The 19,265-nt window shown below is 66.2% G+C and carries 18 protein-coding genes; 6 read left to right on the plus strand and 12 right to left on the minus strand.

The genetic code is table 11. From position 1 onward, the window contains the following. Nucleotides 1–3: 3 nt before the first annotated feature. A complete protein-coding gene (uvrC, locus tag KUL97_RS03885; protein WP_217795665.1) occupies nt 4–2,037 on the minus strand; it encodes an excinuclease ABC subunit UvrC in 2,034 nt (677 codons plus the stop codon). Nucleotides 2,038–2,047: 10 nt separating this feature from the next. Beyond that, a complete protein-coding gene (locus KUL97_RS03890) occupies nt 2,048–2,530 on the minus strand; it encodes a flavin reductase family protein (RefSeq protein ID WP_217795666.1) in 483 nt (160 codons plus the stop codon). Between the two features lie 108 nt (nt 2,531–2,638). On the opposite strand from KUL97_RS03890, the gene coaD reads away from it, so the two are divergent. Further along, the gene (gene coaD, locus KUL97_RS03895; RefSeq protein WP_217795667.1) at nt 2,639–3,124 is read left to right on the plus strand and encodes a pantetheine-phosphate adenylyltransferase; all 486 of its coding nucleotides are present in this window, start codon (nt 2,639–2,641) and stop codon (nt 3,122–3,124) included. A 9-nt stretch (nt 3,125–3,133) separates the two neighbouring features. Continuing rightward, nucleotides 3,134–4,072 carry a hypothetical protein gene (locus KUL97_RS03900; RefSeq protein ID WP_217795668.1) on the plus strand — a complete coding sequence of 313 codons (939 nt, stop codon included), beginning with the start codon at nt 3,134–3,136 and terminating at the stop codon, nt 4,070–4,072. On the opposite strand, the gene KUL97_RS03905 is transcribed toward KUL97_RS03900, so the two are convergent. From KUL97_RS03905 to dapF, 5 genes are read right to left on the minus strand one after another with little or no spacing between them, the layout of a single operon-like run. Next, entirely contained in the window at nt 4,069–5,364 is a 1,296-nt protein-coding gene (locus KUL97_RS03905) for a D-alanyl-D-alanine carboxypeptidase (protein ID WP_217795669.1), read from the minus strand. The genes KUL97_RS03900 and KUL97_RS03905 overlap by 4 nt on opposite strands. 1 nt (nt 5,365) lies before the next feature. Beyond that, complete coding sequence (locus tag KUL97_RS03910; protein WP_217795670.1) at nt 5,366–5,878, minus strand: DUF4330 domain-containing protein; 513 nt, start codon at nt 5,876–5,878, stop codon at nt 5,366–5,368. A gap of 51 nt (nt 5,879–5,929) precedes the next feature. After that, nucleotides 5,930–6,565, minus strand: coding sequence for a DUF1995 family protein (locus KUL97_RS03915; RefSeq protein ID WP_217795671.1), 636 nt, complete (start codon nt 6,563–6,565; stop codon nt 5,930–5,932). 24 nt (nt 6,566–6,589) lie between these two features. Further along, nucleotides 6,590–7,786, minus strand: a complete 1,197-nt coding sequence (locus tag KUL97_RS03920; protein ID WP_217795672.1) for a cysteine desulfurase family protein — start codon at nt 7,784–7,786, stop codon at nt 6,590–6,592. A 4-nt stretch (nt 7,787–7,790) separates the two neighbouring features. Next, nucleotides 7,791–8,975, minus strand: coding sequence for a diaminopimelate epimerase (gene dapF / locus KUL97_RS03925; RefSeq protein ID WP_217795673.1), 1,185 nt, complete (start codon nt 8,973–8,975; stop codon nt 7,791–7,793). A gap of 56 nt (nt 8,976–9,031) precedes the next feature. Between dapF and KUL97_RS03930 the strand changes: the two genes are divergently transcribed. Next, the gene (locus tag KUL97_RS03930; protein ID WP_254896173.1) at nt 9,032–9,259 is read left to right on the plus strand and encodes a hypothetical protein; all 228 of its coding nucleotides are present in this window, start codon (nt 9,032–9,034) and stop codon (nt 9,257–9,259) included. A gap of 48 nt (nt 9,260–9,307) precedes the next feature. After that, the gene (gene leuS / locus KUL97_RS03935; protein ID WP_217795675.1) at nt 9,308–11,953 is read left to right on the plus strand and encodes a leucine--tRNA ligase; all 2,646 of its coding nucleotides are present in this window, start codon (nt 9,308–9,310) and stop codon (nt 11,951–11,953) included. A 9-nt stretch (nt 11,954–11,962) separates the two neighbouring features. On the opposite strand, the gene KUL97_RS03940 is transcribed toward leuS, so the two are convergent. Continuing rightward, complete coding sequence (locus tag KUL97_RS03940; protein ID WP_217795676.1) at nt 11,963–13,567, minus strand: glucose-6-phosphate isomerase; 1,605 nt, start codon at nt 13,565–13,567, stop codon at nt 11,963–11,965. A gap of 254 nt (nt 13,568–13,821) precedes the next feature. Between KUL97_RS03940 and KUL97_RS03945 the strand changes: the two genes are divergently transcribed. Then, complete coding sequence (locus KUL97_RS03945; protein WP_217795677.1) at nt 13,822–14,559, plus strand: helicase DnaB; 738 nt, start codon at nt 13,822–13,824, stop codon at nt 14,557–14,559. A 26-nt stretch (nt 14,560–14,585) separates the two neighbouring features. On the opposite strand, the gene KUL97_RS03950 is transcribed toward KUL97_RS03945, so the two are convergent. Genes KUL97_RS03950 through KUL97_RS03960 form a run of 3 tightly spaced genes read right to left on the minus strand, consistent with a single transcriptional unit; the run spans nt 14,586 to nt 17,533 of the window. Further along, nucleotides 14,586–15,389, minus strand: a complete 804-nt coding sequence (locus tag KUL97_RS03950) for an N-acetylmuramoyl-L-alanine amidase (RefSeq protein WP_217795678.1) — start codon at nt 15,387–15,389, stop codon at nt 14,586–14,588. A 39-nt stretch (nt 15,390–15,428) separates the two neighbouring features. Then, complete coding sequence (locus tag KUL97_RS03955) at nt 15,429–17,168, minus strand: PDZ domain-containing protein (RefSeq protein ID WP_217795679.1); 1,740 nt, start codon at nt 17,166–17,168, stop codon at nt 15,429–15,431. Nucleotides 17,169–17,176: 8 nt separating this feature from the next. Beyond that, nucleotides 17,177–17,533, minus strand: a complete 357-nt coding sequence (locus KUL97_RS03960; RefSeq protein WP_217795680.1) for a DUF1257 domain-containing protein — start codon at nt 17,531–17,533, stop codon at nt 17,177–17,179. A gap of 108 nt (nt 17,534–17,641) precedes the next feature. On the opposite strand from KUL97_RS03960, the gene purN reads away from it, so the two are divergent. Next, nucleotides 17,642–18,202 carry a phosphoribosylglycinamide formyltransferase gene (gene purN / locus KUL97_RS03965; RefSeq protein WP_254896174.1) on the plus strand — a complete coding sequence of 187 codons (561 nt, stop codon included), beginning with the start codon at nt 17,642–17,644 and terminating at the stop codon, nt 18,200–18,202. Here purN and argC read toward each other — a convergent pair. Beyond that, the gene (gene argC / locus KUL97_RS03970) at nt 18,199–19,263 is read right to left on the minus strand and encodes an N-acetyl-gamma-glutamyl-phosphate reductase (RefSeq protein WP_217795681.1); all 1,065 of its coding nucleotides are present in this window, start codon (nt 19,261–19,263) and stop codon (nt 18,199–18,201) included. The genes purN and argC overlap by 4 nt on opposite strands. Nucleotides 19,264–19,265 lie beyond the last annotated feature (2 nt).

The following is a 19,265-nucleotide window of genomic DNA, read 5'->3' on the forward strand; positions in this document are numbered from 1 at the left end:
CTTTCAACCAGCCAGCTCCAGCGCCTGTTCATTCTCCTGCTCCTGCGCATCAGGCAGGTCTTGCGGGTGGAAGTAGTCCCACACCACCCGCGCCAAGCCCGGGCCCATGCCGGGTGCGGCAGCCAGGCTCTCCACACTGGCGAGCTGGATCGCGTCGATGGAGCGGAAGTGGGCGAGGAGCTCCTTGATCCGTTTGGGGCCCAGGCCGGGGATATCCGAGAGGCGGGAGCGCTTCATCCGTTCCCCTCGCTGCTGGCGGTGGAAGCTCACCGCAAAACGGTGGGCCTCATCGCGCAGACGAAGCAGCAGTTGCACGCCGAGCTGATCCGCTTCGCTCTCCAGCGGCTGCTTAGCCCCTGGCACAAACACCTCTTCGCGCTGCTTGGCCAGGGAGCACACCACCAGCTCCTCGTCGAGGTTCAGCTCCCGCAGGGCCTCCATCACGGCGGAGAGCTGTCCCTTGCCTCCGTCGATCATCACCACATCGGGCCAATCGTTCAGTCCACCGGTATGCAGAGCGGATCCCGCCGCCCGGCGCAACTCCCGTAGATCCGCTCCCTCCGCTTTGGCCTGGGCCCAGCGACGAAAGCGGCGCCGCATGATCTCGGCCATGGCCATGAAGTCGTCGGAGTGGCCAGCGCGGATCGAACTGCTCTGAATCTTGTATTTGCGGTAGTGCTGCTTGGCGGGAAGACCATCGATGAACACCACCTGGGACGCCACGGCATCACTGCCTTGGATGTGGCTGATGTCGTAGCCCTCGATCCGCCGGGGTGGGTTGGGTAAGTCGAGCAATTGAGCCAGATCCTCCGTCGCCAGCAGGTTCTGTTCGCTAGCGCGCCGGGCCCGTTCCAGTTCGTAGCTGGCGTTACGCGTCACCAGTTCAATCAGGTCTGCTTTCTGAGAACGCTGCGGCACCGCCAGCTTCACTTTGCGCCCCCGCAACTCCGAGAGCCACGCTTCGATCAGTTCTTGTTGCGACAACGGCACCTGCAGCAACAGCTCCGGTGGAATTTCCACCGGTTCCACCTGGCTGTAGTGCTCCTCCACCACGGTCTGCAACACGCGGCCAAGGGCTGCTGCCCGCTCCGGCGACGGTGGCAACTCGCCACCCGCTCCCTCTTCCGCAGCAGGCATGCCGATGGCATCAGCGGTAAAACCGAGGCGTCCCACGAGCTTGCCGGCGCGCATCTGGAAGAGCTGCACCGCTGCCACCCGCTCATCCGCCGCCAGGGCCAACACATCCCGACTCACGGAGCTGTCGCCCAGGCTCATCTTTTGATCAGCGGTGAGGGTGTCAATCCCCTGCAGCTGATCGCGCACCCGCGCGGCGCTCTCGAAATCCAGCCGCTCGGCGTAGCGCTCCATCTGCTCCTGCAACAGCTGCAGCAGCTCGTCGTTGCGTCCCTGAAACACCATCGCCACCTGGCGCAGGGTGCGGTGGTAATCCTCCGAGCTGATCTTTTCCTGGCACACGCCTGGGCAGCGACCGATGTCGTAGTTGAGGCAGGTGCGCTCTTTATGCAAGGGCTGGGGGCGTTGCCGCAGTGGGAACACCCGTTTCACCAAACCGAGCGTGCGCCGCAGCAGGCCCACATCCACATAGGGCCCGTAGAACCGATCCAGAGGCGAGCGAAACCGCCGCCGCCGCGTAATGAAGATGCGCGGGTAGGCCTCACTCCAGGTGATGCAGAGATAGGGATATTTCTTGTCATCCTTCAGCAGCACGTTGAAGTGCGGCTGGTGATTTTTGATCAGGTTGGCTTCGAGCGCCAGGGCCTCCGCCTCGCTGTCGGTCACGATGAATTCGATCTCGCACACCTGACGCACCATCAAGGCAATGCGCGGCGAGTGGCCGTGGCCGCTGCCGCTTTGGAAGTAGCTGCGCACGCGATTGCGCAGCACCTTCGCTTTGCCGATGTAGAGGATCCGGTCCTCCGCATCACGCATCAGGTAGCAACCCGGCTCAGCGGGCACCTCCTTCAGGCGCGCCTTCAGCCGTGGCGGGTCCTGCAGGAGCGGCTTGATGGTGCTCAAGCGGCCCTGCTCAGCCGCCGTACTGCCAGCCGGTGCTGCTCAACTCCAGAGCGGCTTCATCGCGGTGGAGCACGGCGCTCTTCACCTCACCCACAAACACGGTGTGATCGCCATGGGCCACCTGACCCACCAGCTCGCATTCCACAGCGCCCAGCGCATCACTCAGCACGGGCAGTCCCAGCTCACCCAGTTGGTAGGGAGCGGCATCGAAGCGACCACCAACACCCTTCTGCGGTTTGAAAAACACCGCCGCCAGATCCTTCTGGTCGGCTGCCAGCACATTCAGCGAGAAGCGACCGGTGCGCTGGATCATGCCGTTGCTGGTGCTGTCGGCGCGCACTGCCATCACCACCAACGGCGGCTCGAAGGAGCCCTGGGTCACCCAGCTGGCGGTGAACCCGTTCACCTCATCGCCTTCGGCCACACCGCAAATGAACACCCCATGGGGAATCTTGCGCAGCAGGGTTTTCTTGGCGTCGGCGTTGAGGGCCATGGGCAACGTGCTCAGGGAACTGCTTGGTGGTGGAACTCTAGAAACCCTTGTGGGGAGCGGGCTGGCCGGATGACCGCCCGATCGGGAGCCGCTCCATAGGATCGGGCCATGCAGGCCCTCTATCCCGGCAGTTTCGATCCCCTCACCCTGGGGCACCTGGATGTGATCGAGCGGGGTTCCCTCCTCTTCCGCTCGCTCACCGTGGCGGTGCTGCGCAACCCCAGCAAGAATCCTTGCTTCAGCGTGGACGAGCGCCTCGAGCAGATCCGCCAAGCGACCCAGCACCTGGCCAATGTGCAGGTGGCCGCCTTTGATGGCCTCACCGTGGACTTTGCCCAGCGCTGCGGTGCCGGCGTGATTCTGCGGGGGTTACGGGCGCTCAGCGATTTCGAGTACGAGCTGCAGATCGCGCACACCAACAAAAGCTTGGCGCCCCAGCTGGAAACGCTGTTTCTCGCCACCGCCACCAGCCACAGCTTCCTCAGCAGCTCGGTGGTGAAAGAAGTGGCCCGATTCGGAGGCAGCGTCGGTCACATGGTGCCCACAGGAGTGGCGAACGACCTAGCGAGGCTTTTTAATCAGTCATCCCCTTGATCGCATCTGATGGCTGAGGCACAGCTCACTTCCGTGCTCGACCAGCTCGATCAATTGGAGGACATCGTGCTCGATGGCACCCGGGTGCCGTTCAGCGGTGGCCGTTTGGTGAATGAGCAGGATGCCATCGAGCTGATGGATGCCCTGCGCGAAGCCCTGCCGCCGCAGTTGGCCCAGGCTGAAGAGCTGGTGGCCAAAAAGGATGACTTCATCGCTCAAGCGCGTCAACAGGCCGATGAACTGCTGCAGCAGGCCCGGGCCCAGCGCGAACAACTGATCAACAGCCAGGCGATTCGCCAGGAAGCCGAGCGGCAGGGCGCTGAGCTGCGCGAGCAGGGGCGGCAGCAGGGGGAACAGCTGCTCACCCAGGCGCGGCAGCAACTCGCCAAGGCTGAGCAAGAGCATCAGGCCCGCATGGCCCAGATGGAGCAGCAGTTCAGCCAGCGGCGCCAGCAACTGGAACAGGAAGCACTGCAGCGGCGGCAGCAACTGGATCAGGAGGCGCTTGAACTGAAGCGCCAACTCGCTGAACAGCACGAGCAGTCGCGTCAGCAAAGCCTCGCGGAGCTGGAAAAGATCCGCCACGAGGCAATGCGGGTGCAGCAGAGCAGCCAGGCCGAGGCCGAGCGGGTGCAGAACGATGCCCTCCAATTCCGCCAACAGACCCAACAGCAGTGCGAGGCCCTCATCAGCCGCAGCCGTCAGGAAGCCGCCACGATTCAGGAGGGGGCCAACCGTTATGCGGAGCAGGTGCTCACTGAACTGGAAGGCCGCCTCAAGGACATGGGCCAGGTGGTGGTAGCGGGCCGACGCGAACTGGTGCGGTTGCAGGCTGTCGACCCCTCCACCCTGGTGCAACAGGCCCGATCCAGCGAAGAACAGGCCGTGCCGATCAGCCGGGCCCGCCGCGCCGCCGAGCGGATCAAGCGGGCAGCCGGCCAGCGCTAGAGCGGCTGGGGCACGGCGGCTTGGGGCGGGCACAGCCCCGCCACCCGGCTTTGGCGCAGGATCGCGCCGATGGTGCTGTTGGGTGAGCCAGCACCGTTCGAGACCATGCTCACAAACCGCACCCCATCTGGGGTCTCCAGCACACCGGTGATCGAGCGCACCCCGGTGATCGTGCCTGTTTTGCCGCGGAAGCGACCATCAAGCTCACTGCCGCGCCACAGGCTGCGCAGCGTGCCCCGCTGGCCTGCAATGGCCATCGAAGCCCAGTAGTTGTTGGCATAAGGGTGCTGTGCCATCCGCAGAAGCAAGGCCGCCAGCAAACGACTGGTAACCCGATTGCCGCGATCGAGCCCGCTGCCATCCACCACCGACACACCGGCCATCGGCAAGCCCTGGGCCGAGAGCCACTGCATGGCCCGCTGACGGGCCTGCGGGAGATCCCAGCTGCCGGTGCCCTGGCGCAGCAGCACTTCGGAGGTGAAGTTGTGGCTGTCGGTGTTGGCGAGGCTGAGCAGGCCGTGCATACCCACAGAGCGCTCCTCGTGCAACAGCGTGGCCGACTCCGTGTTGGCGGTGGTCACCGGCACCAGGCGGATGGCCGCACTGCCCCCCTGGCGTTTGATCTCTTGCCCCAACAGCTTCTGCATTCGGCTGGGTGGATTCGCCACCGCCATGTCGAGCGCATTGCTGGTGAGGGCCAAACGGGTGATTGGGGCGCCGTAGGCCTCAGCCCGATCCGCCCACTCCCAGCCTTGCGGCCACCAGCGCTGCTTGGGCTCTTCCACCAACTGGATGGTGAGCGGAGCGCTGCCTTGCCCGCTGCTGCCACCAGAGCCCATGGCCAACTTGGCGAAGCGCTGCAACTGCGCCAGATCCAGATCGGGATCGCCTTCGCCGGTGATCTGGAAGGTGCCATCGGGCTGGCGCCAGAGCCGGGTGGTGAGCCGGTAATCGGGGCCGAGACGATCCAGGGCGATCGCCGTGCTGATCAGCTTCTGGTTCGACGCTGGAATCCGCGGTCGTGTGCCGTTCACATCCGCCAGGAGGCGGCCCTGGGCATCCGCCACCGTGACGCTCCACACCCAGGCCTCACCACCCACCACGGAGGTGATGCGTTCCTGCAGGGCAGGGCAGCTCACCTGCCGCTGCAGCTGTGGCAGCCCGACGGGCGGTGGTGCAGCGGGGAAACTGCTGGCGGCCACGGTGGGCACGTCCGCCGGCAGATCGAGGGCACGGACGGGGAGGCTGATGCCGAGGGGCAACAGCACCGCAAGCAGCAGTCGGCGGTTCATCTCAACCCCCCACCTGGAGTCCGGTGACAGAGCCCGTCACCCGAAAATCACGGCCCTCCAGCTCAATCGGCGCGCCGATTTTCAGGTTTTGGTTGCCGAACACCACCCCATCGGCACCCTTGCGGCCCTCGCCCTTGAGCACGAAGCGCGCATCCAGGCTCGGGAATTGATCCTGGTTGGGATCAGGCGCACTCACAACCTGGCCATTCGGCATCACCGCAGCCAGGCGGCGCTGCAGCGGGATCACCTGCTCCACCGGCACGCTGCCATGGGGTTGGTTGCGGATCACGATCGCCACCTTGCCGGCGCTGCGGGCAGCCTCGATCAAGCCCGTTGGATTGGCCACCGGCACCCCGCGCACATCCACCAGCACCGTCACGGGCACCAGGCCGCCCGTGGCCCGGGCCACGGCGCCGCTCAGCTTGGGGCTCCAGATCACACCCGCCGCTGCCATCAGAACAGCAGCTGCTGCTCCGGCATCCACCAGGGAGACACGACGGGAGGATTCAGCCATGGCGCAACAGCAGACACCGAACAATAAGGAGCGTGTCCGGTGGGCACAAGCTCAGCGGGCCGCCTCTTCCAGGGCCTCGAGTTGTTGCTCGCGGTCGGGCCTTTGTTCAAAGCTGCAAACGCTGCGGTAGCCATCGGCATCACGCCGGTAGAACTGCCAGTCGGCCGGATAGGCCCGCCGCAGCGCCCCCTCGGCGGTCGGGATCAAGCCATAGGCGGCCTGCCACTCCGCCAGAAACCCTTTGCGTCGTTCCCGGGCGACGGTGCCGATGCCCACGGCGGCGTCCTCCAGCCGGCCATTGATCATCACCAGCGAGCCGCGATGCTGGGCGCAGAGTGCTTCCACCTCCTCGTAATCGGCCGGGGTGGGAGCGGCCAGCAGCACCAGGCCCTCACTGCCCCCATCGGCCTGTTGCAGCCGCAGCAGATCCCCGAGGCCGAGCAGCTGCGGGGCCTGGTTGGGGGCATCGCGCTTCGCCAGCGCGGTGGCACCTGCATCGGGAAACAAGAGCCGTGCCTCCGGGTGCTGCGGGGTGAGCGCGGCCAGCAAACGCAGGGCCACAGGCAAAATCCGAAGCCCTTCAAAGCGGAACTCCACGGTCCACAGCCCCTTGCTCTGGCTCGCCAGCGCCGCCTGAACGGCCGCCAGGGCCTCCACTTCGGCTTGGCGCAGGTCGGCGGGCAGCATGGGCGTGGATCGAGTCGGCCGACCTTAAAGGGTGGCTCGGGCGCGATCGAGGGCGGCAGGAAGCCGCTCGAGCAACGCAGGTCCATGCCAGGGACCAAGGCTGATGCGCAGACCGGCGCTCGCCGCCGCAGGGTCATATCCCATGGCCAGAAGCACAGCGCTGGCGCTGGAGCCACTGCTGCTGCAGGCCGAACCACTGCTGCAGGCCCAACCCTCCCGCCAGAGCGCTTGCACCAGTTGGCGACCGTTCAGCCACGATCCACCCCGAGAGCGCACCAGCACGCTGAGGTGGTGTGGCAGGCGCCCTTGCTGGTCACTGGCCAGCGGATCCGGGCCACTGAGTTCGACCCCAGGCCGTTCAAGAAGGGCTTCAACCAGGCGATCGCGCAGCGCAGCGGTGGGATCCACTCCGCCATGGGCTAACAGCCGATCGGCAGCCAACTGCAGCGCGGCCTCAAAGCCGGCGATCAGCGCCACGGGCTCCGTACCGGCCCGCACGCCGCCTTCCTGGCCACCACCGGCCTGGCACGGCTGCAGCGTCACGCCATCCCGCACCACCAGGGCGCCGATGCCCCGGGGACCCTGCAGCTTGTGGGCCGCCAGGCTGAGCAGGTCCACCGGGAGGTCCGCAACCCGCACGGGCAGGTGACCCACCACCTGGACCGCATCCACATGCAGCAGCACACCGGCGGCACGGCAGAGCGTGCCAATCGTGTGGAGAGGCTGCAGGGTTCCCACCTCGCTCTGGCCCCAAATCAGCGACACGAGCCGGGTGGGTGGTGCCAGCAACCGTTCGAGCACCTCCAGATCAACCGCGCCCACGCGATCCACCGGCACCGCAGCAACCTCCCAACCCCGCTGCTGCATGGCGACGGCCGCCGCCGCTGTGGCGGGATGCTCCACGGCAGAGATCACCAGCCGGGGTCGCACCCCAGCCTGCACCTGGGCCTCAAGAGCAGGTGCACTGCCCAACAGCGCCAGATGGATCGATTCCGTGCCGCCTGAGGTGAACACGAGCCGTTCGCTGCGGCAGCCGAGTAACGCCGCCAGCCCCTGGCGGGAGCGCTCCAGCTGTTCCGCCGCTGCCAGGCCAAAACCGTGCAGGCTGGAGGGATTCCCCCACGCCTCGGCCTGCACCATCGCCATCCTCTCGGCCACCTCAGGCGCCAGCGGTGTGGTGGCGCAGCAATCGAGATAGTGGCTGAGGGGCTGGTGCGGCATCGCCTCAGCCGCTGAGACCGCTGTCGCGCTCGAAGCGGGCGCGGGTGCGGGATTCCAGGGTATTGGTGGCCAGCGTCACCAGATCATCGAGGGAACTGCCGTTGAGTAGCGCTTCCACGCGGGCGCGGGCCTCGGCACTGGGGCAGTTCTCCGGGCGAATGCAGCCGTTGGTGCACACCGTGGCGCAATCGATTTCGGGTGCTGCCGCGGGAGCGCTGGCCGGAGTGGTGGCCACGGGTGCTGAGGCAGGCATCCGCGCCGCCTCGGCCTGACGGCGAGAGTCCGCCACCGCGCGCGGGTCGGGGATCAGCCCATCGAACACATGCTCGGCCGGGCCATCCATGAACACCTTGCCGCTAGCGGCGTCCCAATGGATCTGCAGCGGGCCGCCGGGCAGATCCACCCGGGCGCGGCGCTCGCACAGGCCGAGGCTGTGGCTGGCCACCAGGGTGGCGCAGGCGCCGGTGCCGCAGGCAAGGGTGGGGCCGGCGCCCCGCTCCCACACCCGCATCAGCAGGTGATCCGGCGCGATCACCTCCACAAAGTGCACGTTGGTTTTGGCCGGGAAGGTGGGATGCACCTCGAACTGGCCGCCGAAGCGCTCCAGATCGATCTCCTCCACCGCCGGCACCGGGATCACCACATGGGGGTTACCCATGCCGGCCGCCGCCACGGCAAAACGCTCGCCCTCGATCTCCAGCTCGCCCTGGGGCAGACCGGCTTCACCCACCGGCAAGGTGGTGGGCACCTGGGCCGGCTCCAGAAAAGGCGCACCCATGTCCACGCGGATCGTTCCATCCGCCAGCAGCTCCGGCACGATCCGGCCGGCGAGGGTGTCGATCTGCCAGGTGCGGCCGGGGCCATCGCCATCGCGATCGGCGAGGAAGCGGGCCAGGCAGCGGATGCCGTTGCCGCACATCTCCGGCTCGGTGCCATCGGCGTTGAAGATGCGCATGCGCAGCTCACCGCCGTTGTTGGGCGGCAGCGCCAGGATCACGCCATCGCCGCCCACGCCGAAGCGGCGATCGCAGAGCTCGATCACCAGCTCAGGCGTGAGCCCGAACACAAAATCCGGGTCGCTGACGCTGCGGCCATCGAGCATCAGGAAGTCGTTGCCCAGCCCCTGGTATTTGCTGAAGCTCAGTTCAGCCTGAAGCGAGCTGAACGGGGTCTTGCTGGGGGACGACACGCGCGGCAGCCTGCCTGGGCAGGCATGAGGTTGAGGCAAATCCTATGGGGAGCAGCATGGAGAACCGCTCGGCGCCGTTCGACACCTCCCAGCCTGGAATCCGCCAGCTGCAGAGCTGGATTCGCGACCGCACCAACCTGGCGGTGCAACTGCTCGATGGCACCAACCTCACAGGTGTGCCCCGCTGGGTGGATGCCGACTTCCTCGCCCTCGACCCCAGCAGCGGCGGGGAGCTGATGCTGGTGAATCGCCATGCCATCGCCCTGCTGCGCGCTCTGCTTTGAGGGCTGTGGGAGCATCGCCCCATCGCCCCTTGTCACCCCAGCCCGTCCGTGAGCGAGAGCAGCCGCTACCAACCCCAGGCGATCGAAACCGGCTGGCAACGGGCCTGGCGAGAGAACGGCCTGCATGACACGCCAGAGCTGAAGCCCGGCGACGACGCCTTCTACGCCCTGTCGATGTTCCCCTATCCCTCGGGGAACTTGCACATGGGCCATGTGCGCAACTACGTGATCACCGATGTGGTGGCGCGGGTGCAGCGGCTGCGCGGCAAAAAGGTGCTGCACCCGATGGGCTGGGATGCCTTTGGCCTGCCGGCGGAAAACGCGGCGATCGAGCGGGGCGTGGATCCCGGCGCCTGGACCGACCAGAACATCGCCTCGATGCGCGAGCAGCTCAACCAGCTGGGCCTCTCCATCGATTGGGATCGCGAAGTAGCCACCTGCCACGCCGATTACTACCGCTGGACCCAGTGGCTGTTCCTTCAGTTCCTCGAGTCCGGGCTGGCGTATCAAAAAGACGCGACGGTCAACTGGGACCCCATTGATCAAACCGTGCTCGCCAATGAGCAGGTGGACAGCGAGGGCCGCTCCTGGCGCTCCGGCGCCCTGGTGGAGAAGCGCAAGCTGCGCCAGTGGTTCCTCAAGATCACCGATTACGCCCAGCAACTGCTCGACGACCTGAGCAAGCTCGAGGGCTGGCCGGAGCGGGTGCGCACGATGCAGGCCAACTGGATTGGCCGCAGCACCGGCGCCGAGCTGCAGTTCAGCGTGGTGGATGCCAAGGGCAACGACACGGACGAGCGGATCACCGTGTTCACCACCCGGCCCGACACGATCTTCGGCGCCTCCTATGTGGTGCTGGCACCGGAGCATCCGCTGGTGGCACAGCTCACTACGGCTGACCAGGAGATCGCCGTGGAGGCGTTCTGCGATCTGGTGTCGCGTCAAAGCGAACAGGAACGCACCGCCGAAGACAAGCCCAAGCGCGGCGTGCCGATTGGCGCCCAGGTACGCAACCCCGCCAACGGCGAGTTGATTCCGATCTGGATCGCCGACTACGTGCTCGCCGAGTACGGCACCGGCGCTGTGATGGGTGTGCCCGCCCACGACCAGCGCGATTTTCTGTTCGCCCGCCAGTACGAACTGCCGGTGCAGCAGGTGATCATTCCCGAAGGCAGCGATGAGCACGCCTTCGAAGGCGGCGCCTGGACCGAAGCCGGTGTGCTGATCCACTCCGGCCGTTTCGATGGCCTGCCCAGCGGCGAAGCCAAGCAAGTGATCACTGCGGCCGCCGAAAGCGAGGGCTGGGGCCGCGAGAAGGTGCAATTCCGCCTGCGCGACTGGCTGATCTCCCGCCAGCGCTACTGGGGTTGCCCGATCCCGGTGATCCACTGCGACAGCTGTGGCGTGGTGCCCGTCCCCGCCGATCAGCTGCCGGTGGAGCTGCCCCGCGATGTGGCCTTCAGCGGCAAAGGCGGTTCACCCCTGGCCCAACTGGAGAGCTGGGTGAACGTGAGCTGCCCCTGCTGCGGCAAACCCGCCAAGCGCGAAACCGACACCATGGACACGTTCATGTGCTCCAGCTGGTACTACCTGCGCTACAGCGACGCCAAAAACACCAACCTGCCCTTCAGCAAAGAGGCGGTGAACAGCTGGCTGCCCGTGGATCAGTACGTGGGCGGCATCGAGCACGCGATCTTGCACCTGCTCTACTCCCGCTTCTTCACCAAGGTGCTGCGCGACCGGGGCCTGCTCAGCTTCGATGAACCGTTCCAGCGCCTGCTCACCCAGGGCATGGTGCAGGGCATCACCTACAAGAACCCCCACACCGGCAAATACATCGCACCGGCCGATGTGGCCGATCCCACCGATCCCCGCGATCCAGCCAGTGGAGAAGTGCTGGAGACGTTCTACGAAAAGATGTCGAAGTCGAAGTACAACGGCGTGGATCCGGCCGTGGTGATCGACAAATACGGCGCCGATACCGCCCGGATGTTCATCCTGTTCAAAGCACCGCCGGAGAAGGATCTCGAGTGGGACGACGCCGATGTGGAAGGGCAGTTCCGCTTCCTGCAGCGGATCTGGCGCCTGGTGGATGGCGCCTCTGAGCGCGGCCTGAGCCTGGCGGCGGGCGCCGGTGGCCCCGAGCTGGTGGCCAAGGCCATCGCCGCCGGATCACTGAACCAGGCAGAACAAGAGCTCCGGCGAGCGGTGCACACCGCCATCACCGAGATCAGCGACGACCTCGACGGCGATTACCAGTTCAACACCGCCGTTTCAGAGCTGATGAAGCTCAGCAACGCGATGGGCACCCACCTCGAGGGCAGCAGTGAGGTGATTGCCTGCGAGGCCCTGCGCAACTTGCTGATCCTGCTGGCCCCCTTTGCGCCCCACCTGGCCGAAGAGCTCTGGCTCAAGCTCGGCGGCCGCAACGCCGGCGATGCCCTGGGCAGCAGCAGCATCCACGCCCAGCGCTGGCCCTCAGCCGATGCCAGCGCCCTGGTGCGCGACACCGTGCCCCTGGTGATCCAGATCAAGGGCAAGGTGCGCGGCAACCTCGAGGTGCCCGCCGATGCCGACAAGGCCACCCTGGAGAAGCTGGCCCTCGAGAGCGACATCGCCGCCAAGTGGCTGGAAGGCAAAGCCCCCAGCCGCGTGATCGTGGTGCCCGGAAAGCTCGTGAACCTGGTGCCCTGAGGCCGGGCCTCAGTCGTGGGTGAACACCAGCGTTTCGGGCTGGCCCCAGTCGCCGCGCGCAGCGATGTGGCGGCGATTGGCGCAGAGGTGGCGCAGGATCCAGTAGAGCGGCTCGGGTGACGGCAGTTCCATCAGCTGCTGCAGCTCCGCCAGGGTGTGCTCGCGCTTGTGACCCATCGCCTGCTCCAGGCGGGCCTGCAGATCAAGCAGCGCCGCCGCCGCTTTCTTGCCAGCTTCCACGCCAGGCTGGTGGTAGGCGTTGATGTTCACCAGTTCGCCGTAGTAGCCCACGGCCCGCTCGAACAGCGCAATCAGAGCGCCAAGGCTGCGGGCATCGAGCTTCTGCATGGTGATGCTCAGGTTGAAGCGCCCCTCCTCGGTGAGGGCTGAGCGGGTGCCCTGCAGGAAACCATCCAGGAAATCACCGGGGTTTTCACCCTCCAGCGGGGGGATGTCGCCGGGATCTTCGAGCACCTCAATGAAGGTCACGAAGTAGTTATCCACGCCGTCGCGGAGCTGCTGCACGTACGCGTGCTGGTCGGTGGAGCCCTTGTTGCCGTACACAGCGATGCCTTGATGCACCACGTTGCCCTGGCGATCGAGCTTCTTGCCGAGGCTCTCCATCACCAGCTGTTGCAGGTAGCGGCTGAAGACCTCCAGCCGGTCCCGGTAGGGAAGCACCACCATGTCGCGCTGGCCCCGACCACCCCCGGCATGGAACCAGGCCGCCGCCAGCAGCGCAGCGGGGTTGGTGTCGAGGCTGGTGGCGGCCCGGGTGACGGCATCCATCTCAGCGGCACCCGCCAGGAAGGCGCGGATGTCGGAGCCGATCAACACACCGGGAAGCAGGCCCACGGCACTGGTGATGCTGGTGCGCCCGCCCACCCAATCGAACATGTCGAAGCGGGCCAGCCAATCGCCCTGCTCGGCCTCCTGATCGAGGCGGCTGCCGAGCATGGTCACAGCAACCGCCTGACGAATCCAGGTGCCACCGGCCGCTTCAACGGCGCGGCGGGCCTGGAGCATGCCGATGTGGGGTTCAGGCGTGCCGCCCGACTTGCTCACCACAATCACCAGCGTGGTCTTCAGCCGCTCGCCCAGGGAGGCGAGGGTGCGGCGCATGCCGTCGGGATCGACGTTGTCGAAAAAGTGGAAGGGAAGGCCAGCGCCGGGATCCTGCAGCGCGCGAATCATTAGCAGGGGGCCCAGACCTGAACCGCCGATCCCGATCCAGAGCACATCGGTGAAGCGATCCCCAGCAGCGGGCTGGATGGCACCGCTCAACACATCGCGGCCGAAGGACTCGATGCGATCGATCTCCTCCTGGATGTGCTGACCGCTGGCGGGATCGGGAGCCAGCTGCGGATTGCGCAGCCAGTAGTGCCCCACCTGCCGCTGCTCGTCGGCGTTGGCGATCGCGCCGCCCTCGAGCGCATGCATGGCCTGGAAGGCCTCCTTGAAGCGGGGCCTGAGACTGCTGAGCACAGCCTCATCCAGGCCCATGCGGCTCACATCGAGCCAGAAGCCCAGGCTCGGGTTATGCCAAAGCTGACTGCAGAACCGCTGCCACTGGCTGTGGGCGTCAACGCCGGGGGCGGAAGCGGTGGGTGTCATCGAGCCGGTGCAAGCAGGCGCCCTTGGAACCTATCGGTGAAATCCCCACGGGCAAACCCTTTTGCGGCCTGAAGTCCAGGAAAACTCGAGACTGAAACGCGACTGTGTGGACAAGCACACAACCGAACTACGACCGACCCGGCGAATCTGGACAGGCTTCGTAAGCTTTGGTTAACACGCACACAGTTCTGGGCAAGCCCCTTCGCTACCGCAGCACCCGCACCGCGCTGTGCGCTGGGGCGCTTGGCTTGGCCATGCTCAGCTTGGGCAGCATCAACAGCAGCGCCTGGTTGCGCAGCGGCCCGAGCCCCATCCGCGAGCGATCGAGCCTCGCTGAGCAGCCCGAAGCCGACCCCACCACCTTCACCGCTGAAGAACTGAAAGAACTGCAGCGTCGCTTTGGCGTGCACGGCCCGCAGCCCAAGCTGGCCCAACTGTTCACCCGCGGCGTCGATCAGCTCACACCCCTGCGCAGCCACACCGTCACGCGTCTGGAGTCGCTGCGGCCGGTGGTGTGGCGCGAAAGCAACCGCACGGGCATCAACCCAATGCTGCTGGCGGCGATCCTGTTCGACGAAATGCAGCACGCCAAACCAGGGGAAGACCTTCCTCTGGCGGCCCACTCAGGCCTGTTCAGCACCCATGGTCCTGCCCAGTTAGGCCTCAGCGAAATGGTGAAGCAGGGCTTGCTGCGCGAAGACGCCACCCCTGCCGAAGTGGCGGAAGCCCGCAACCAACTGCTCGATCCCGAGCGGAATGTGGAACTGCTCGCTGGCAAGATGGGACGCTTGCTCACGCTGTTGGACCAACCAGCGGCCGCCACCTTCGATGTGAGTCAGCACCGCAGCCGGGCGAAAACGGTGGCCACGCTGGCTTACCTGCACAACGGCAAGCTCGATTACCCGGCCCGGATCCTGCGCTACATGCAGGACCCTGAGCTGCATGGACTGATCTTCGGAGAACGACGCAAGCCAGCTCCTTCTCTGATCTGAGGCTGAGGCGCGTCACCTGAGGCTGTTCAACAGAGGGCGCCGATCGCTGCCAGACGCTGCTGCAGGGCCGACCAATCGAAGCTGCGGGGGTCGGCCCGCTCGGCGCCAAGGTCGACATGGCGGTGCGTGGTGATGTGGTCGAACGGGATGCGGTAGCGCCGCATCCAATCCGCCAGCACCACGGCCAGTGCGTCGTATTGACGGCTGGAATAACCGCTGTGGCCCGCATCAGCGTCCTCGCCATCCAGCGGGGTTTCCAGGCTGAGATGCAGCGCGAAGTTGTTCACTGAACCGGCCATCGCGGGATTGGTGACATCCCAACGGCCCTTGAACGCGGAGTAGCCGGCTCCAAACGCCCGTTTGGCCGGGTCGAGGGTTTGCACCACCTGCCCGTCCTCACCGATCAGCACGTGGTAGCTGACCTGGTCGTGGTCATGGGGATGGTGCGTGGTGAAGGTGTTGATGGCTGATCCGATGCCGTACACGGTTTCGTGCAACACCACCAGCGATGGGGTGGTGTCCACCGTGTTGCCGTAGGCATCCACGCCGGTGCGTTCGCCGTAGTTGCTTGGATCAATGCTGATGCGGCGGGTGGCACCAGGCAGGCTGCGCTGCAAGGTCAGCAGGCGTTCGCGTAAGGCGCGGTCTGGGCTGGAACACTGGCGGGCCAACGGGCTGATCCAGGCCGCCTGCTGCGGAGGTGCAGGTGTCTTCGCACGCTGAACAGCCTCAGGCAGCGGCACCAGCACCGGCTCACGGACCAGATGCAGAGCGGCAGCGGCCAGAGCCAGAAGAGCGGTGGCTCCTGCCACCGCTGCTGGCCATCCCATCGGCCGGGCTGGCTTGAGTCCAGGGAAGGGGCGCACCACTTAGGCCACCGCCGCAGGATCAGCGCAGGGCTGCTGCTGCAGCCAACGGCGCTGGGCCTCCTGTTGATCGGCGCTTGGATCAAGCACCTGCTTGAGCACGTAACGCTCCACCTGTGGGGCGAGCGGGCAGAGGCAGAGGCTGCGGAGCTGGGATCGCCGCGTAATCAGCAGGGTCTGGCTGCGTTCGCTGGTGAGCGCCTGCGTCCAATCCTCTGGTGTCTTGAGACGCTGCTGATCGAGGGCCACCAACTCATCACCCACCATCACGCCGGCCTGCTCCGCCGGCCCACCGCGCACCACGCGGGCAGCGGTGAGGCCACCGCTCTCCTGACGCGTCGTCAGCCCCACCCACGGCACGCTGGCCATCTCTGCCTCCAGATGCAAGCCCACACTCGATAGGTAGCCATCGAGATCCGGATCGTCGAGGTCCTGCAGCCATCTCGGGAGCTGGGTGGCCAGATCCGGTGCACCGGCGGCAAAGGCTGTGATGAGGTCTGCTTCGCTGTAGCCACGCCCCCAACGGCCATGGCTGCGCCAGAGCTGGCGCAACACCAGCAGCAACGAACCACCACAGCGGCGCAGGTGCAGATCGAGGCACAGGGCGATCACCGCCCCTTTGAGGTAGTAGCTGACCTGGGAATCAGCCGAATAGGCATCGGCCTTGTAGAGCTTCACCCAAGCCTCCTGGCTGCTCTCACGCAGGCTTTGCACAAAGCGGCCTGGAGTGAGGCGGTAGCGGCTGAGATCGTCGCCGAGGTCGGTGAGCAGCTCATCGGGCTGGGTGAGACCAGCGCTGAGGGGAAGGAATTGGTCGAGGTAGCTGGTCACCCCCTCGGCAAACCACAGGCTGGGCACCACAGGCGGCCGTTGGTAATCGATCGGCGTGAGCTCAGCGGGCCGCAGTCGCCGCACATTCCATTGGTGCAGATACTCATGGGCCACCAACTGCAAGAAGCGGCGGTAGCCATTGGGCTTCTCCAGATTGCGGCGTCCGTAGATGAGCACTGTGCTCTCGTCGTGCTCGAGCCCGCCATAGCCCTCATCCACCAGATGGAGGATCACGAGATAGTCGTGCGAGGGCGGCTGCTCCACCCCCATCAGGCGGCAACAGGCTTCGCACACCCTCCGTAGATCCTCGAGCAGCTCCGGGTGACGCTCCAGCAGCCAGGCCTCCTCGCCCGCTGCTCCGGCCCAGCACACGAGCCGATGGGGCACCCCATGCACGACAAAGGAGAGGGGCCGGTGCGGCCCAGCCTCCAGCGGGCTATCGAGCAGCTGATCGAAGCTGCGGGCTTGCCAACTGCCTTGGGCGATGGGGAGGGGAACAAAGGCCTCCCATCCCTCCGGCAGGGTGCAGCTGAGGGCATAGGAACTCCAGCGCTCGCCTTCCAGCTCGAGCACCACAGCGGCCAGGGCCAGGAAGCCGTGTTCGTGATCCAGGTGGCACGTGCGCACGGTGAGGTCCGTGGCCAGCACCCGGTAGCGCAGGCTGAGGGGGCCAGCCGAGGGGTCACAGTTCAGCAGCCATGCGGCGGGTTCAAGGCGCTGAAGGGGCAGGGGCTGGCCGCCCTGCTCGGCGTCCAACCCCTCCAGAAGCCGCACGTAGTCGCGGATCAGATACGACCCCGGGGTCCAGCCCGGCAGCGCCAGCCGCATCCGCGCCAGGCGGGGCTGCACCTGGATGTGCACCGAAACCAGATGCCGCTGGGGTTCGCTCAGATCGAGATGGACCTGAACCACGGTGTCTGTCAGCGGCTCAGACCATGGGCGAGATCAGCCGTGGCGTAGGGCAGATCGCTGGCCAGGCTGCGCAGCGCCTGGCGGGCTGCGTAACGGCGGGTAATGGCACCGATCAAATGCTGCAGGGAGCGGGAGCGGCCGAGCTGCTGCAGATCACCCACCAGCGCCAGCTGGCCGGAGGCATCCTGCCGCCAACCGAGCCAGATTCCCTCCGGCAACTGCACGCGCAACGCAACAGCTTCCCGTTGATTGGCGAAGCCCCGAAGCTCACCGCCGCGAATCACCGTGAGATCCAGATCCTCAAGCGCCTGGCGCAACACATCCTCATCACGAAGGACGGTTGGCAGGATGGAGAGATGGGACATGGCCCGACACCCGATCGTCTGAACCCTAGCGAGCCCAACGGGTCTATCCAGTGGCCGTTGCCACCGGATCACCAGCCTGATCCTGCGCGCCCCCTGCGCCTTGGGGTGATGGCCTCGGGCTCGGGGAGCAACTTTGAGGCGCTGGTGCAGGCCTGCCAAACCGGACGGCTGGCGGCAACCGTGTGTCAGTTGGTGGTGAACAATCCCGGCTGCGGCGCGGAACAGCGCGCCGCGCGACTTGGCGTTCCCTGCACCCTCCACGATCACCGCCTGTTCCCGAATCGCGACGCCCTCGATCAGGCCCTGATCGCCAGCTTCCAAGCTGCTGCCGTGGATCTGGTGGTGATGGCTGGCTGGATGCGGATCGTGACCCAGGCCCTGATCGATGCCTACCCCCAGCGCCTGGTGAATATCCACCCCTCACTGCTGCCGAGCTTCCGCGGCGCGAAGGCGATCGAACAAGCCTTGGCCGCAGGGGTGCAACTCAGCGGCTGCACGGCCCATCTGGTGAGTCTGGAGGTGGATACCGGGCCGATCCTTGTGCAGGCAGCGGTGCCGGTGCTCAGCACCGATTCGCCAGCGAGCCTGGCCGCACGCATCCATGCCCAGGAGCACCAGATCCTGCCCCTCGCGGTGCAACTGGCCGCCGAACGCCTCGGGCTGCCCTAGGGATAGAAGGGCAGCAGGGGCAGGCCTGTTTCGGCCGGCAGCCCCGCCATCAAATTCAGGCACTGAACCCCTTGCCCAGCCTGGCCCTTCACCATGTTGTCGATGGCACTCATCACAATCACCTGCCCGGTTCGGCCATCCACCTGAACCGACAGCAGGGCACGGTTGGTCTGACGCACCCACTTGGTGGAGGGATAGGTACCCACGGGGAGCACCTGCACGCAGGGTGCATGGCGGTAGGCCGCCTGCAGCAGGGTGGTGAGGTCCTCAGCGGTAAGTCCGGGATCGCGCAGCCGGCCGTACACCGTGGCCAACAAGCCGCGCACCATCGGGATCAGGTGCGGCGTGAACTGCAATGCGATCTCATGGCCTGAGGCACGGCTGCAGAGCTGTTCAATCTCACTGGTGTGGCGATGGCCCACCACGCCGTAGGGGGCCACGCCTTCAGACGCTTCCGCCAGCAGCAGGTGTTCCTTGGCCGCACGGCCGCCGCCGCTGGTGCCCGTCTTGGCATCGATCACGATGCCGCTGGTTTCAATCAGGCCCTGCTTGAGCAGCGGTGTGAGCGCAAGCAGGCTGGCGGTGGGGAAGCAGCCGGGCGCCGCCACCAGCCGAGCTGCAGCGATGCGCTCGGATTCCCACTCCACCAGGCCATACACAGCCTCCCGGCAGAGCTCAACGTCGTTGCGCGGGAAGCTACGGGCTTCAGAGGCGTACACCTCCTTCCAGGTCTCGAGCGCGCTGTAGCGATAGTCGGCGGAGAGATCCACCACCTTCACGCCCCGCTCCAGCAGGGGCGGCACCAGGGTGGAGGCCAGGCCATTAGGCAGGCTCAACACCGCGAAATCAGCAGCAGCGGCGATGGCTTCCGGATCGGGGCTTTGCACCACCGGGTCACCGGGCAGCGGCAGGAAGGGGGTGAGCTCGCTCCAGCGTTTGCCGCTGCTGCGCTCACCGCCCAGGAAGCTCACCTCCAGCTCCGGATGGCCCTGAAGCAGGCGCAGGGTCTGCAAGCCGCCATACCCGGAGGCGCCGATCACCGCAACGCGCTTGCTGGCCATGC

It is taken from the genome of Synechococcus sp. HK05, from assembly GCF_019104765.1.
Taxonomy (GTDB): Bacteria; Cyanobacteriota; Cyanobacteriia; order PCC-6307; family Cyanobiaceae; genus Vulcanococcus.